14 protein-coding genes are annotated in these 14,679 nt (G+C 57.1%); 5 read left to right on the forward strand and 9 right to left on the reverse strand.

Features of this window, described 5'->3' with window-relative positions; genetic code table 11:
* Positions 1 to 118: 118 nt before the first annotated feature.
* The 8 genes from cysM to EPG66_RS09950 form a co-directional block, all read right to left on the reverse strand.
* Positions 119 to 1,003, reverse strand: coding sequence for a cysteine synthase CysM (cysM, locus tag EPG66_RS09915; protein WP_039390845.1), 885 nt, complete (start codon positions 1,001 to 1,003; stop codon positions 119 to 121).
* An 81-nt stretch (positions 1,004 to 1,084) separates the two neighbouring features.
* Positions 1,085 to 2,173 carry a sulfate/thiosulfate ABC transporter ATP-binding protein CysA gene (gene cysA, locus EPG66_RS09920; protein WP_031590525.1) on the reverse strand — a complete coding sequence of 363 codons (1,089 nt, stop codon included), beginning with the start codon at positions 2,171 to 2,173 and terminating at the stop codon, positions 1,085 to 1,087.
* Positions 2,163 to 3,038, reverse strand: a complete 876-nt coding sequence (gene cysW, locus EPG66_RS09925; RefSeq protein ID WP_031590524.1) for a sulfate/thiosulfate ABC transporter permease CysW — start codon at positions 3,036 to 3,038, stop codon at positions 2,163 to 2,165. The genes cysA and cysW overlap by 11 nt, the downstream gene beginning before the upstream one ends.
* Positions 3,038 to 3,871 (reverse strand): sulfate/thiosulfate ABC transporter permease CysT, encoded by an 834-nt coding sequence (gene cysT / locus EPG66_RS09930; protein ID WP_010259932.1) that lies wholly within the window; start codon positions 3,869 to 3,871, stop codon positions 3,038 to 3,040. The genes cysW and cysT overlap by 1 nt, the downstream gene beginning before the upstream one ends.
* Entirely contained in the window at positions 3,871 to 4,887 is a 1,017-nt protein-coding gene (locus EPG66_RS09935) for a sulfate ABC transporter substrate-binding protein (protein ID WP_010671362.1), read from the reverse strand. The genes cysT and EPG66_RS09935 overlap by 1 nt, the downstream gene beginning before the upstream one ends.
* 252 nt (positions 4,888 to 5,139) lie before the next feature.
* Positions 5,140 to 5,757, reverse strand: coding sequence for an RpoE-regulated lipoprotein (locus EPG66_RS09940; protein WP_115764948.1), 618 nt, complete (start codon positions 5,755 to 5,757; stop codon positions 5,140 to 5,142).
* A 65-nt stretch (positions 5,758 to 5,822) separates the two neighbouring features.
* Entirely contained in the window at positions 5,823 to 6,290 is a 468-nt protein-coding gene (locus tag EPG66_RS09945) for a DUF2919 family protein (protein WP_010259942.1), read from the reverse strand.
* Positions 6,280 to 6,705 (reverse strand): GNAT family acetyltransferase, encoded by a 426-nt coding sequence (locus tag EPG66_RS09950; protein WP_003848834.1) that lies wholly within the window; start codon positions 6,703 to 6,705, stop codon positions 6,280 to 6,282. The genes EPG66_RS09945 and EPG66_RS09950 overlap by 11 nt, the downstream gene beginning before the upstream one ends.
* 207 nt (positions 6,706 to 6,912) lie before the next feature.
* Here EPG66_RS09950 and amiA point away from each other — a divergent pair, with 207 nt between their 5' ends.
* From amiA to ampH, 5 genes are all read left to right on the forward strand, one after another.
* Positions 6,913 to 7,761, forward strand: a complete 849-nt coding sequence (gene amiA / locus EPG66_RS09955) for an N-acetylmuramoyl-L-alanine amidase AmiA (protein WP_010259947.1) — start codon at positions 6,913 to 6,915, stop codon at positions 7,759 to 7,761.
* A 100-nt stretch (positions 7,762 to 7,861) separates the two neighbouring features.
* Positions 7,862 to 8,776 carry an oxygen-dependent coproporphyrinogen oxidase gene (gene hemF, locus EPG66_RS09960; RefSeq protein ID WP_010259951.1) on the forward strand — a complete coding sequence of 305 codons (915 nt, stop codon included), beginning with the start codon at positions 7,862 to 7,864 and terminating at the stop codon, positions 8,774 to 8,776.
* A 346-nt stretch (positions 8,777 to 9,122) separates the two neighbouring features.
* On the forward strand, positions 9,123 to 10,073 hold the full coding sequence (gene tal, locus EPG66_RS09965; RefSeq protein WP_010259954.1) for a transaldolase: 951 nt from the start codon (positions 9,123 to 9,125) through the stop codon (positions 10,071 to 10,073).
* Positions 10,074 to 10,130: 57 nt separating this feature from the next.
* Positions 10,131 to 12,131 carry a transketolase gene (gene tkt / locus EPG66_RS09970; protein WP_010259958.1) on the forward strand — a complete coding sequence of 667 codons (2,001 nt, stop codon included), beginning with the start codon at positions 10,131 to 10,133 and terminating at the stop codon, positions 12,129 to 12,131.
* Between the two features lie 256 nt (positions 12,132 to 12,387).
* On the forward strand, positions 12,388 to 13,551 hold the full coding sequence (gene ampH / locus EPG66_RS09975; protein ID WP_182686670.1) for a D-alanyl-D-alanine-carboxypeptidase/endopeptidase AmpH: 1,164 nt from the start codon (positions 12,388 to 12,390) through the stop codon (positions 13,549 to 13,551).
* Here the strand turns inward: ampH and EPG66_RS09980 are convergent.
* Complete coding sequence (locus tag EPG66_RS09980) at positions 13,548 to 14,621, reverse strand: DUF1176 domain-containing protein (protein ID WP_010259965.1); 1,074 nt, start codon at positions 14,619 to 14,621, stop codon at positions 13,548 to 13,550. The genes ampH and EPG66_RS09980 overlap by 4 nt on opposite strands.
* Positions 14,622 to 14,679: the final 58 nt, after the last annotated feature.

Below are 14,679 nucleotides of genomic sequence, written 5' to 3' on the forward strand. Positions count from 1 at the left end.
GCGCAGCCTGATTTACGCGATCCTTACAGATTCAGTCTATCTGGCACCGAAAATTGGGGTTAAAAAAGGCCTGTGGGCAGTTAATGCGCGCACAGGCCTGATTCCGCATCAGCAGAGGTTACTGATGATAGAGTCCGGTAGAGAGATAACGGTCACCGCGATCGCAGGCGATCGCCACCACTACGCTGCCAGGATTGGCCTGCGCAATACGCAGCGCACCCGCCACCGCGCCGCCTGAACTGACGCCACAGAAAATGCCTTCACGGCGTGCCAGCGCGCGCATCGTCTCTTCCGCTTCCTTTTGCGTCATATCTATCACATCATCCACCAGATCGGGGCGGTAGATCCCCGGCAGATAAGCCAGCGGCCAGCGACGAATACCCGGAATACTGCTGCCTTCGCTGGGCTGCAAACCGATCACCTGCACGCCCGTGTTGAGCTCTTTCAGATATCGTCCTACGCCGGTAATGGTGCCGGTGGTGCCCATGCTGGAGACAAAATGAGTCATGCGCTGGTTCGACTGCTGCCACAGCTCCGGGCCGGTGGTCTGATAGTGGCCCAGCGGATTATCGGGATTATTAAACTGATCCAGCACCCGGCCTTCACCGCGCGCCGCCATCGCCTGGGCCAGATCGCGTGCGCCCTCCATGCCCTGTTCACGTGGCACCAGAATTAACTCTGCGCCATAGGCGCGCATCGCGTCCTGCCGCTCCTGACTCATGTTGTCGGGCATCAGCAGGCGAAGTCGGTAGCCTTTCATCGCCGCGATCATCGCCAGCGCAATCCCGGTGTTGCCGCTGGTAGCTTCAATCAGCTGATCGCCAGGTGCAATATCACCACGCAGCTCCGCCTGATTGATCATCGACCAGGCCGCGCGATCTTTTACCGAACCTGCCGGATTATTGCCTTCCAGCTTGAGCCAGACCTCGCTGCCGTTGGCGGGCGTCAGGCGCTGCAACATAATCAGCGGGGTATTGCCGATGGTATTTTCGAGAGTCGTCACGGTGCGGTTCCTGGCATCTTACAAACCAGATGCGAAAAAAAGGCGGGAATGACACTCCCGCCCGGTATTGAAGAGAAAATATCAGGCGCTTTGTGCAAAGGCAACTGCACGCAGTGGCGTATCGCCTTTATAGAGACGCGCCTGCTGCAAGCCAACAAACAGACGCTCGCCGCGAATCGGCGCTGCCTGCTCACCTTCAAACACCACCGAGACCGGCTCGCTCTGCCAGCCGACAGGCTGGACGACCAGCTGCCAGAAGTGTCCACGCGGGCTCACTTCCAGCACCTGAACCGGCAGCGGGGTTTCCAGGCTGCTACGGCGTGAAACGTCGATTTCCCACGGACGCAGGAACAGCTCAACCGCGCCCTGGTGGGCCGAGGTATAGCCCAGCGGCCAGTGATGCGCGCCAACATGGAACTGTGATCCCTGAATCTCGCCATCAAAGCGGTTCACCTCACCCAGGAATTCCAGCACAAAACGGGTCGCCGGATCGCGCCACACATCATCTGGCGTGCCGACCTGTTCAATGTTGCCCTGGCTCATCACCACCACGCGATCCGCGACTTCCATCGCCTCTTCCTGGTCGTGGGTGACAAACACGCTGGTGAATTTCAGCTCTTCATGCAGCTGACGCAGCCAGCGGCGCAGCTCTTTACGTACCTGAGCATCCAGCGCGCCAAAGGGTTCATCCAGCAGCAGAATTTGTGGTTCAACCGCTAACGCACGCGCCAGCGCCACACGCTGTTTCTGGCCGCCCGACAGCTGTGCCGGGAAGCGATTCGCCAGATGGGCCAGCTGCACCATCTCCAGCAGACGGGTAACACGCTGTTTGATCTCCGCCGTTGAAGGACGCTCACGACGTGGCAGCACGGTCAGGCCAAAGGCGATGTTGTCGAATACCGTCATATGACGGAACAGCGCGTAGTGCTGGAAGACAAAACCGACCTGACGATCGCGCGCATGCAGGCGGCTGACATCGTTACCATGAAAACGGATGTGACCGCTGTTCTGATGCTCCAGCCCGGCAATAATGCGCAGCAGCGTGGTTTTACCCGAGCCTGACGGGCCAAGCAGCGCCACCATTTCACCCGAGGCAATATCCAGAGAGATATCGTTCAGCACCGATGTGCGACCAAAGGATTTGTTGATCTTGTTAATCTCAATGCTCATGATTTCCCTCCTGTTGCAGGCGTTTGTGCTGTTGCTCTAAACGCCACTGCACAATACTTTTCAGAAACAGCGTCACAATTGCCATCAGGGTTAACAGGGCGGCCGCGGTGAACGCGCCAACGGTGTTGTAGTCCTGATGCAATAATTCAACCTGAAGCGGTAACGTGTAGGTCTCACCGCGAATCGATCCCGATACCACCGAGACCGCACCAAATTCACCAATCGCACGGGCGTTGGTCAGCACGATGCCATACAGCAGCGCCCAGCGAATGTTCGGCAGCGTTACGCGGCGGAACATCTGCCAGCCAGAGGCGCCCAGCAACACCGCCGCTTCATCTTCGTGACTGCCCTGACTCAGCATCACCGGGACCAGTTCGCGTACCACAAACGGACAGGTCACAAACACCGTCGCCAGCACCATACCAGGCCAGGCAAACATAATCTGGATGTTATGCGCATCCAGCCAGCCGCCTGCCGGGCCATTAACGCCCCAGAACAGCAGATACATCAGACCGGCCACGACCGGGGACACGGCAAAAGGAATATCAAACAGGGTCAGCAGCAACTGACGACCCGGGAAGGTAAAGCGCGTCACCAGCCAGGCGAGCAGCGTGCCGAACACCAGGTTAACCGGTACGGTGATCAGCGCCACCATCACGGTCAGCCAGATGGCGTGCAGCATGTCCGGGTCTGCCAGATTGCTGAGGGCGACAATCAGCCCCTGATTCAGCGCTTCCCAGAAGATGGAGGCCATCGGCACCACCAGCAGCAGAATCGAGATCAGCGCGCCGATACCAATCAGCAGCCACTTGCCCCAGTTCACTGGCTGACGAGCAGCGTGATTAATTTGTGAAACCTCAGCCATTAGTGACCTCCCAGACGACGGCCAAAGCGGCTCTGTAATGTGTTAATCGCAAATAACAGAATCAGCGATGCCGCCAGGATCACCGAGGCGATGGCGCTGGCCGCCGGATAGTCGAACTCCTGCAGCCGGACAAAAATCATCAGTGAGGTGACTTCCGTTTTCCAGGCGATGTTACCGGCAATAAAGATCACCGCACCAAATTCACCCAGGCTGCGGGTAAATGAGAGCGCAGTCCCGGCCAGCAGCGCCGGTGCCACTTCCGGCAACACGACGCGGCGGAAGCTCTGCCATGGCGTGGCACCCAGCGTTTCGGCCGCCTCTTCATACTCCGGACCTAACTCTTCCAGCACCGGCTGTACGGTACGCACCACAAACGGAATGCTGGTAAAGGCCATGGCGATGGCGATACCAATCCAGGTGTAGGAAATTTTGATGTCGAACTGAGCGAACCACTGTCCATACCAGCCGTTGACCGAAAAGAGTCCGGCCAGGGTCAGACCTGCCACCGCCGTAGGCAGTGCAAATGGCAGATCCATCAGGCCATCCAGCAGCGTCCGGCCCGGAAAACGGTAACGGGTCAGGATCCATGCCATCAGCATGCCGAACACCGCATTAAACAGTGAGGCGACGCCTGCAGAGAGCAGAGTTACTTTATAGGCGGCAATCAGCTGCGGATTGGTCACCACATCCCAGTACTGTTGCAGCGTCATCTGCGACAGCTGCATGATCACCGCGCTGATAGGCAGCAGCAGAATCAGACAGGTAAAGAGCAGACTGGTGCCGAGGCTGAGACCAAAGCCGGGCAACACACGTTTCTGGCTGGCTGCAAACATTATCCGCGCCCCGCCGCTAACAACTTATCAAGCTCACCGCCGCTGACGAAGTGCGTCTTCATCACCTTATCCCAGCCGCCAAACGCCTCTTCCACCCGGAACAGGCTGGTCTGCGGGAAGCGATCTTTCTGCTCCGCCATCAGCTGTGCATTGTTCACGCGATAGTAGTAGTGAGTAATAATATTCTGCGCTTCAGGCGTGTAGAGATAGTTCAGATAAGCGCTGGCCGCATCAGCGGTTTTATTGGTCGCGACGTTTTTATCCACCCATGCCACCGGAAACTCCGCCAGAATGTTGGTTTTCGGCACCACCACTTCATACTCATCTTTGCCGTACTGGTTGCGGATGTTATTCACTTCGGACTCAAAGCTAATTAATACGTCGCCCAGGCCACGCTCAGCAAAGGTCGTGGTCGCACCGCGACCGCCGGTGTCGAACACTTCAACGTTTTTCAGGAATTGCGTCATAAAGGCACGGGTTTTGGCCTGATCGCCCCCGTCCGCTTTATCCGCTGCGCCCCAGGCGGCCAGATAGGTATAGCGGCCATTACCGGAGGTTTTCGGATTCGGGAAAATCAGCTTCACATCACTGCGGGTCAAATCTGACCAGTCGTGAATCTGTTTTGGATTCCCTTTGCGCACCAGAAACGCCATGGTGGAGTAGAAAGGCGAGCTGTTATTCGGCAGACGGCTTTTCCAGTCTGCGGCAATCAGGTTGCCTTTATCGTGCAGCACCTGCACATCCGTAACCTGATTGTACGTGACGACATCCGCGCGCAGTCCCTGCAGGATAGCCAGCGCCTGCTTCGATGAACCGGCGTGCGACATCTTAATGGTCAGTGGATCGCCGGGATGGCTGGCATCCCACTGTTTAACGAAGGGAGCATTCAGGGCGACAAACAGCTCCCGCGAAACATCGTAAGAGCTATTAAGGAGTTCAGTGGCATTGGCTGCGCCGGCCAGGCTCAGCGACAACGCGATACCGCTCACGATTTTTTTCATCGCTTGTAATGTCATTTGGCACCCTGAAAAAGTTTGATGCGGATCTCACCCGCTGAGGCACCAGTTTATTTATAACTCAGTGAAAACCAGTAACGGTTTTATATATCGTTTGATGATTTCAAAGTCGAAAAAAGCATAAGACGACGGCACTGTTTATGCAGAAATCAGCAAAAGCCGATGGGGAGGAGGAACCCCGTGCCGCACGCTCCGGCAAGGGTTTGGGAGGCTCAGCGGCCGCCTGACGCGCGGCGCGCTGAAGACGAGGAATTAACGCTGCCAGACAATCTTGCTGATTTTCCAGCTTTTCAGCGTATCGTCAGAGGGCATTAATCCCTCCGGTCCATGCCAGTCACCATGATAAACATAGGTCAGATGCTGACTGCCAGGCGCGCGGCACGCCACGTCACGCGCATCGGTGCCGCTGGCTAAGGTGCAATTGTCGAAGGCTTTGCTGAACTTATTACTGAAGACATCACCCACTTTGCTGCCATCGCTGCTGGCGATTGCGCTGTCCATGACCTCAATACGTTCGACCTGCGACTGCCCGTAAATCACCAGCTTAACTTTGCCATCATCCAGCGCCTGCCAGAAAGAGACCACCTGACCGTTCTGGCTGCGCATGCCCTGACGCAGGCTATAGTCACCGTTCAGTCCGGCATTAATCGCGTCCTCTTTCATGGCGGTCGAGGCAGTTAACCCACCCACGCCCTGTTCAGTCGCGGTCAGCGAGGAACCGAACCAGTTCCACGGCAGCGCCGAAGACCAGTGATACGTCAGCGGATTCCACCAGCTTGCCTGCTGGCTGCTGTCAGCGCCGGAACCCGAACTGGCACAGCCGCTCAGTACAACGGCGGCGATCAGTAGCGTGGAACGAACAGCTTTCATGAGAACTCCTGTAAATGCGATGCCGGAAAGGCGGAACTGATTGGAGTCGCAAAGCGACAAAAAGTTTAGTGAAGATGATGTTCGGGCAGAAAGCAGTCACGACAGCGGCGGCTGGATTGCAGCCAGATCAGCGCCAGCAGGTCAAACAACGTCAGCAGCAATGGCAGCGGTGAGGTGAGCAGATCGCCCTGCACAAACTGCATTCCCTGCCAGAGCAGATTCACCAGCAGCGACAGCGCCAGCACGCTGCGCCAGTGCTGCCAGAGTCGCGGCAGGCGGGTGCGATATCCGGTCAGCAGCAGGCCCGCCAGCGCCGGTAAACCCAGCGCAAGACCGATCCAGAACGCCTGACGATCCGGATAGAACAGCGCCAGCAGATCGTTACCCTGCTGCCGTGACGCCCCGGCCATCACCAGCAGCAGCCAGGTCCGCGCCTGGAGTAACAGGATCAGCCAAAAAAGAAACGGCAGCCGCAGCTGCCCTCTGGCGTCATACTCGTCCGGCAGATAGCCCGGTGACGGCTTAGTATTCACGATCTTCGATCAGACGTTTACCAAACAGCAGCGCATCAACCGGCTCATAATCGAGCTTCTCATAGAACGCCACCACCTGATCATTCTCTTCGCGGATCATCAGATGCAGTTTCGGACAGCCGCGCGCGATAAGCTTCTTCTCCAGACGGTTCATCAGCGCATTCGCAAAGCCGCGTCCCTGATAGTCGGGATGCACGGCCAGATAGTAAGCCGCGCCGCGATGGCCATCATAGCCGCCCATCAGTGTGCCAACGACCACGCCGCCCACTTCAGCGACCAGAAAGAGATCGGGGTCGTGATTCATTTTGCGTTCGATATCCAGCTCAGGATCGTTCCATGGCCGTAACAAATCGCAACGTTCCCATAAGGTGATCACTTCTTCAAAATCTTCCTGGCGGAAGGCGCGGATTTCCATCTTCTTTACCTGCAAATAAGCACAATTTGCTGATTATCACGCATTCTCTGCCGCACGCAACCCTCCATGACGGGCGACAAATAAAAAAGCGCAAATTTACTGTTCGCGACCTGCAATACAAAGTAATGCCCTGAAATGGTTCTGTGATCGCAGGCAGCAGCCCCTTAGGCTATAACACCGGCAAGATTCCTGTTACCGGACCCGCACATGCACCTGCTTAAACGTTTGATTCATCGCCGTCAGTTACTGCTTTCCGGGCTGGCTCTGGCCATTCTATCGCCGCGCGCGGTTCAGGCTAAAGAGCAGTCAGCCCTTACCGGTGCAAATCGTCATTCGCGCCCTGCCCCGCCCGCAAAGAACGGTAAACGTATCGTGATGATCGACCCCGGTCACGGCGGCATCGACTCTGGTGCCGTTGGCGAAGAGGGTTCCGAAGAGAAACACATCGTGCTGGAGATTGCCGGCAACGTGCAGCGTCAGCTACAGAGCCATCCGCGTATAGAAGTGCGTCTGACCCGCGACAGCGACCACTTTATTCCGCTCTATCAGCGGGTAGAGATCGCCCACCAGCACGGCGCAGATCTCTTTATGTCGATTCATGCCGACGGTTTTACCAGTCCCGATGCCAGCGGTGCCTCGGTGTTTGCGCTCTCTAATCGCGGTGCCAGTAGCTCGATGGCGCGTTATCTGTCACAGCGGGAGAACGATGCGGACAAGCTGGGTGGCGTGAAAGCGCAGCAGCAGGATCACTATCTGCAGCAGATCCTGTTCGATCTGGTGCAGACGGACACCATCAAAAACAGCCTGACGCTGGGCAAGCATGTACTGGATCAGATCCGCCCGGTTCATCATCTTCACAGCCAGCACACCGAGCAGGCTGCCTTCGCGGTACTCAAGTCACCGTCGATCCCCTCGGTACTGGTCGAGACCTCCTTTATTACCAATCCGCGTGAAGAGCAGCTGCTTGGCACCACCGCGTTTCGCCAGAAAATCGCCTCGGCTATTGCCAGCGGCATCGTCAATTACTTTGATGAGTTTGATCGGCGAAACGCCTGATGCGTGTCGCCGGTTCAGGCCGTGCGACTCGCCGCACTCATGCAAGCGGCGCGGTTTTGCGTATAATCGCGTCAGACTTTGACAAACCATAAGCGAAAAAATGGCTGATATTTCCCGCGTAAAAGCGTTCCTGCTCGCATTGCAGGATGAGATTTGTAACCAGCTGGCGGCTGAAGATGGCGGCGCAGCGTTTGCCGAAGATAGCTGGCAGCGTCCCGGCGGCGGCGGCGGTCAGAGCCGCGTCCTGCGCAACGGCGCGGTGTTTGAGCAGGCGGGCGTCAACTTTTCGCACGTGCATGGCGATCAGATGCCTGCATCCGCCACTGCACACCGGCCGGAGCTGGCGGGTCGCAGCTTTGAAGCGATGGGCGTGTCGCTGGTGATCCACCCGAACAATCCCTATGTGCCCACCAGCCACGCTAACGTGCGCTTTTTTATCGCGGAGAAACCGGGTGCCGATCCCGTCTGGTGGTTTGGTGGCGGATTTGACCTGACCCCTTTTTATGGCTTCGAAGAAGATGCGCTGCACTGGCACCAGACCGCCGCTGACCTCTGCCAGCCTTTTGGCGAGGATGTCTATCCGCGCTATAAAAAGTGGTGTGATGACTATTTCTATCTGAAGCATCGTGATGAGCAGCGCGGCATTGGCGGCCTGTTTTTTGACGATCTCAACACGCCCGACTTTGAGCAGAGCTTCAGCTTTATGCAGGCGGTTGGCCGCGGCTTTATGGATGCCTATCGGCCGATTGTAGCGCGCCGTAAAGCACACCCGTGGGGCGATCGTGAGCGCCAGTTCCAGCTCTATCGCCGTGGTCGCTATGTGGAGTTTAATCTGGTGTGGGACCGCGGCACGCTATTTGGTCTGCAGACCGGCGGTCGCACTGAATCGATCCTGATGTCGATGCCCCCGCTGGTGCGCTGGGAATATGATTATCAGCCCGATGCCGACTCACCTGAAGCCGCCCTCTATCGCGATTTCCTGCCGGTGAAGAACTGGCTGAACCTGCCAGTCTGATCGTTTCTGCCGCTGCAGCGCGGGTCTCAACCCGCGCTGCGCTTACCTCTCGCCTGATCGGCCTCTTCTTTTTGACAGGGCACAGATTGCTACAGTGTGGCCTGCGTCATTCCTCCTGACTGCTATGCTTATGGGTGGAATATGGCGCACCCCACGGTTAACACCGCATGACGGCTCCTTCGCACCGCCTCGCAGCGCAACAATCAGAGAAACCGCATGTTCATCAGAAACTCTCTGTTGCAATGTTATGGGTTCGCGTTCCCGGTAGCAGAACATGCCACAGACCGGCTGCGAGGCCTGAGGTGCCCCCTGTTCGCTTTCATTTTTCTTTTCAAGGAGTTTAGAGATGAACCAGCTAGAAGCCCTAAAACAGTTCACCACCGTGGTGGCGGACAGTGGTGATATCGAATCGATTCGTAATTACCATCCGGAAGACGCCACCACCAACCCCTCACTCATTCTGAAAGCGTCCGGTCTCGAAGGGTATAAGCACCTGATGGATGACGCGATTGAGTACGCCAAAAAACAGGGCGGCAGCAAAGAGACGCAGATTATCAACGCCAGCGACAAAGTGGCGATCAACCTTGGTATGGAAATCCTGAAAAGCATACCGGGCCGTGTTTCGACCGAAGTGGATGCGCGCCTCTCCTTCGATCGTGGCATGTGTGTGACCAAAGCAGAAAAACTGATTCGGATGTATGAAGAGCACGGTATCGATCGCTCACGCGTACTGATTAAGCTGGCCTCTACCTGGGAAGGCATCCGCGCTGCGGAAGAGCTGGAGAAAAACGGTATTCAGTGCAACCTGACACTGCTCTTCTCCTTTGCTCAGGCCCGTGCCTGTGCCGAAGCGGGCGTGTTCCTGATCTCCCCGTTCGTTGGCCGCATCTACGACTGGTATAACTCGCGCAAACCCATGGACCCCTACGTGGCGGATGAAGATCCGGGCGTGAAATCCGTGCGTCGCATCTACGATTACTACAAAAAGCACCGTTACAGCACCATCATCATGGGCGCCAGCTTCCGTAAAGTGGAGCAGATTATCGCGCTGGCAGGCTGCGACCGCCTGACCCTGTCACCTAACCTGCTGGAAGAGTTGCAGAACAGTGATGCGCCGCTTGAGCGCAAACTGGAGCCTTCAACTGAAGGCTTCCACCAGCCGTCGCCGCTCTCCGAGGCGGAGTTCCGTTGGGAACATAATCAGGATCCGATGGCAGTTGAAAAACTCTCTGACGGCATCCGCCAGTTCGCGGTTGACCAGCAGAAGCTGGAAGATGTGCTCGCCGCACGCCTGTAGTCTTTATTTTAGTCGGGCGGGACTTTCCCGCCCTGATGCATAACAAGGGAGAACTTTATGTCCTCACGCAGAGAGTTGGCAAACGCGATTCGTGCACTGAGCATGGATGCGGTACAGAAGGCAAATTCAGGCCACCCCGGTGCGCCAATGGGAATGGCCGATATCGCCGAAGTGTTGTGGCGCGACTTCCTCCAGCATAATCCGACCAATCCCGCCTGGCTTGATCGCGACCGCTTTATCCTCTCCAACGGCCACGGCTCGATGCTGCTCTATAGCCTGCTGCACCTGAGCGGTTATGACCTGCCGATTGAAGAGCTGAAAAATTTCCGTCAGCTGCACTCTAAAACGCCAGGTCACCCGGAAATCGGCTACACCCCAGGCGTTGAAACCACCACCGGCCCGCTGGGTCAGGGACTGGCTAACGCCGTGGGCTTAGCGATTGCAGAACGCACGCTGGCCGCACAGTTTAACCGTCCGGATCATGAGATTGTCGATCACCACACCTATGTGTTTATGGGCGATGGCTGTCTGATGGAAGGCATCTCGCACGAAGTCTGTTCACTGGCGGGGACCCTGGGTCTCGGCAAACTGATCGGCTTCTATGACCATAACGGTATCTCGATCGATGGCGAGACCGAAGGCTGGTTTACTGACGACACCCATAAACGCTTTGAGTCCTACAACTGGCATGTGATTGGCGACATTGACGGCCATGATGCTGATGCCATTCGTGAGGCGATCAAAGAAGCGCAGAGCGTCACCGATAAGCCTTCACTGATTATCTGCCGCACCATTATCGGTTTCGGTTCGCCGAACAAAGCCGGTAAAGAGGAGTCGCACGGCGCGGCGCTGGGTGAGGCAGAAGTTGCCCTGACCCGCAAACAGCTCGGCTGGAACTATCCGGCGTTTGAGATCCCGGCTGAAATCTACCAGCAGTGGGATGCTAAAGCGGCGGGAGCTGAACGTGAAAAAGCCTGGGATGCAAAATTTGCGGCTTACAAAGAAGCCCATCCCGAGCTGGCGAAAGAGTATGAGCGCCGGATGAATGGCGAAATGCCCGCCAACTGGGAAACCGAAGCGACCCGGTTCATTCAGGAGTTGCAGGCTAACCCGCAGAAAATCGCCAGCCGTAAAGCGTCACAAAACTCGCTGGAAGCCTACGGCAAAATGCTGCCGGAGTTCCTCGGCGGTTCTGCTGACCTGGCACCGAGTAACCTCACCATCTGGTCCGGTTCTAAATCGATCAAAGAGGATCCGGCCGGTAACTACATTCACTACGGCGTGCGTGAATTTGGTATGACGGCGATTGGTAACGGTATCGCGCACCATGGCGGTTTCGTTCCCTACACCGCAACCTTCCTGATGTTTGTTGAATATGCGCGAAACGCCGCGCGTATGGCTGCACTGATGAAGGCACGACAGATTCTGGTCTACACCCATGACTCCATCGGTCTGGGCGAAGATGGTCCGACGCACCAGCCGGTAGAGCAGATCGCCAGCCTGCGTCTGACGCCAAACATGAGCGTATGGCGTCCGTGCGATCAGGTCGAAACCGCTGTAGCGTGGAAAGCCGCCGTCGAACGTCATCACGGCCCGACAGCGCTGATCCTCTCGCGTCAGAATCTGCTGCAGCCGGAACGTACCCCGGAGCAGATCGAAAACATCAAACGCGGCGGCTACGTGCTGAAGGATTGCGACGGCACACCAGAAGTGATTCTGATCGCAACCGGTTCAGAGATTGAGATCACCCTGGGTGCAGCGGACAAGCTCACTTCAGGCGGTCACAAGGTGCGGGTGGTTTCACTGCCTTCTACTGACCTGTTTGATGCGCAGGATGCCGCTTACCGCGAATCCGTACTGCCGAGCGGCGTGAAGGCGCGTGTGGCGGTAGAAGCGGGTATTGCTGACTACTGGTTCAAGTATGTCGGTCTGGACGGTGCGATTGTCGGTATGACCACCTTTGGTGAATCGGCCCCGGCCAGTCAGCTGTTCCCGGAGTTTGGCTTCACGGTAGAGAATATCGTCAGCCACGCTGAAGCATTACTCAAGCCAGTTTAATGCTTATGCCCTTCCCGGCTCACCGGGAAGGGCCATTTCCACTTATAGCCTGATACATAAAAAAAACTCCATTCCCCTCTTCCCGCCCTGCGCAAACTCATTACTATAGAGCCGTCATACTTAATGCTGCCTGTGCGCTGACTGTCCGTCTGTTCCTGCTGTTGTTCTGCCGGGATAACGCGGTTCTGTCCTGATGCATCCCGATGAGTGAAGGCAGATTTCCTCCGATTTTATAGCGAAGCCACTTCCGTTGAACATGCGCACACCCTATTTACTGGCCCTGATGGTTTCACTGCTTCCATTAAAAAGCATGGCGCAGGTCGCGCCCGATCCACTGCTGGCCTCTCAGATTGTTGATCGCTATGCGGAACATATCTTTTACGGCAGCGGTGCAACCGGCATGGCACTGGTGGCGATTGATGGCAATCAGCGGGTGTTCGCCAGCTTTGGTGAAACCCGTCCCGGCAACAATATCCGTCCGCAGAAAGATTCGCTGATTCGCATCGCCTCGCTGAGTAAGCTGATGACCAGTGAAGTGATGGTGAAGCTGGCTGAGCGCGGACAGATTCGCCTCGACGATCCCCTGAGTAAATATGCGCCGCCGGGTTCACGCGTGCCCACCTACAATGGTCAGCCCATTCGCCTGATCAACCTCTCGACCCACACCAGCGGACTGCCGCGCGAACAGCCAGGCGGCAAAGCGCAGCGTCCGGTATTTGTCTGGCCGACCCGTGGTGAACGCTGGGCGTGGCTGTCGCGCGCTAACCTCAAAGCGGCACCGGGCAGCAGTGCCGCCTACTCCAACCTGGGCTACGATCTGCTGGGTGATGCGCTGTCGCGCGCCACCGGCAAACCCTATCCGGCGCTGTTTCAGCAGCTGATTACCCGCCCGCTCGGCATGAAGGACACGACGTTTACGCCGTCGCCTGAGCAGTGCGGACGCCTGATGGTGGCGGAAAAAGGGGCCAGTCCGTGCAATAACACCCTGGCGGCGATTGGCAGCGGCGGCGTTTACTCCACGCCGGATGATATGGGCCGCTGGATGCAGCAGTTCCTTAACTCTTCGGTTAACCACCGCACGCCGCAGATCGATCGACTGCAGACGCTGATCTATCGTCGCGATCAGCTGAGCAAAGTAGAAGGCATGGATGTGCCGGGCAAAGCAGATGCGCTGGGGATGGGCTGGGTCTTTATGGGGCCGAAAAATGGTCGCCCTGGCATTATTCAGAAAACCGGCGGCGGCGGCGGTTTCATCACCTATATGGCGATGGTGCCGCAGTATAATGTGGGGGTATTTGTGGTGGTGACACGCTCGCCGCTGACCCGCTTTACGCCAATGAGCGACGGCGTGAATAATATGCTGGCCGAACTGGTCGGTAATCAGCTTGGCTCACCGATGATGGTGCAGGCGATTCGTTAACGCTGCTGTACGCCACCGTCAGACTGGCTGACCCACAGGGTTGGCCAGTCATCACTGCTGTGCCAGGCGTCACAGGTCGACTCTTCCGCATACTCCGCTAACACAAAACGCGTGCCATCAAACTGCCAGCGTGTGGCACTGCCACAATCACCCAATCCACGCCCTTTACCAAAGGTGTAGAGCTGGCCGCTGGCCGCATCATATTCGGCGTTGATCAGCTCAAGCTGCCGATCGCTGGCACCTGGTGGGGTAAACGGCAGAGTTAAGGTGATGCCGCGCGCGACATACGGCTGACTGCGCGTCACTTCAAACGCCAGATCGATCACGTTATAAGCCCCCATTTCACAACTCACCAGCAGCAGCGCGCGCTGATCGGTGAGTGGCGCAACGCTGACTTCACGGCGCAGTGGATCGAGTGAGCAGGAGTCGGTATTGACCCGCCAGGTGCCGTAATCAATTAATCCGCTGGTCTCGTCGCGTGTTAATGCCGCGGGTGGCTCGACAGCAGGCGGCAGTGGCGGCAGCGCAGGCGGTGGCGGAACATCCCAGCTGGCGCGATCGCCACGTTTGACCCATGCGCTCATGCTGTTGACCCGCCCCTGGGTGTCATCCATCAGCAACAGCGCGGCCTTCATGCCGCGCAGGGAGATCAGCGCATTGGGATCGAAAGTGAGCTGAAGGGTTTTCGCCTCCATCACCAGATCAAGAAACTCATCAATTGCGATGGCATTGCTGGTGGCGAGATGATGCGGTTCAACCGTCCAGTGTTTGAGGTCGGGTTTCAGACGGCGCTGGTCCAGTAGCAGGTTGTCCTGAAGCGAACCGCCCGGCAGCGCGCCACTGTAGGCACTGCCGTAGTCGATTCGCAGCAAGGGGCGATCGTTGACGCCCGCATGCCGCGAAATCGTCATTACTAACCCTTTGTCGCCCGGAATATTGCGCGCCACGCAAAAGGCTTCATTGTTGCAGGTGATTTGCCAGTCGTTGAATGACTTTTGCAACGGTTCCGCCTGAACACAGGCAACCCACAGAGACGGCAACAGCCACAGCGATTTCATCCAATACGACATTAAGAAAATCGATCCCCGAATACCCAGAGTGGAGAGGATAGCGCATCAACGGGCCTGC

Source organism: Pantoea pleuroti, assembly GCF_014156615.1.
Lineage (GTDB): Bacteria > Pseudomonadota > Gammaproteobacteria > Enterobacterales > Enterobacteriaceae > Pantoea > Pantoea agglomerans.

What these genes read in the sequence shown, in the direction of transcription:
- cysW (WP_031590524.1), bottom strand. Translation starts at nt 3,038, where the DNA reads ATGGCTGAGGTTTCACAAATTAATCACGCTGCTCGTCAGCCAGTGAAC.
- tkt (WP_010259958.1), top strand. Translation starts at nt 10,131, where the DNA reads ATGTCCTCACGCAGAGAGTTGGCAAACGCGATTCGTGCACTGAGCATG.
- hemF (WP_010259951.1), top strand. Translation starts at nt 7,862, where the DNA reads ATGGCTGATATTTCCCGCGTAAAAGCGTTCCTGCTCGCATTGCAGGAT.
- cysA (WP_031590525.1), bottom strand. Translation starts at nt 2,173, where the DNA reads ATGAGCATTGAGATTAACAAGATCAACAAATCCTTTGGTCGCACATCG.
- tal (WP_010259954.1), top strand. Translation starts at nt 9,123, where the DNA reads ATGAACCAGCTAGAAGCCCTAAAACAGTTCACCACCGTGGTGGCGGAC.
- amiA (WP_010259947.1), top strand. Translation starts at nt 6,913, where the DNA reads ATGCACCTGCTTAAACGTTTGATTCATCGCCGTCAGTTACTGCTTTCC.
- EPG66_RS09940 (WP_115764948.1), bottom strand. Translation starts at nt 5,757, where the DNA reads ATGAAAGCTGTTCGTTCCACGCTACTGATCGCCGCCGTTGTACTGAGC.
- EPG66_RS09935 (WP_010671362.1), bottom strand. Translation starts at nt 4,887, where the DNA reads ATGACATTACAAGCGATGAAAAAAATCGTGAGCGGTATCGCGTTGTCG.
- EPG66_RS09950 (WP_003848834.1), bottom strand. Translation starts at nt 6,705, where the DNA reads ATGGAAATCCGCGCCTTCCGCCAGGAAGATTTTGAAGAAGTGATCACC.
- ampH (WP_182686670.1), top strand. Translation starts at nt 12,388, where the DNA reads ATGCGCACACCCTATTTACTGGCCCTGATGGTTTCACTGCTTCCATTA.
- cysT (WP_010259932.1), bottom strand. Translation starts at nt 3,871, where the DNA reads ATGTTTGCAGCCAGCCAGAAACGTGTGTTGCCCGGCTTTGGTCTCAGC.
- EPG66_RS09980 (WP_010259965.1), bottom strand. Translation starts at nt 14,621, where the DNA reads ATGTCGTATTGGATGAAATCGCTGTGGCTGTTGCCGTCTCTGTGGGTT.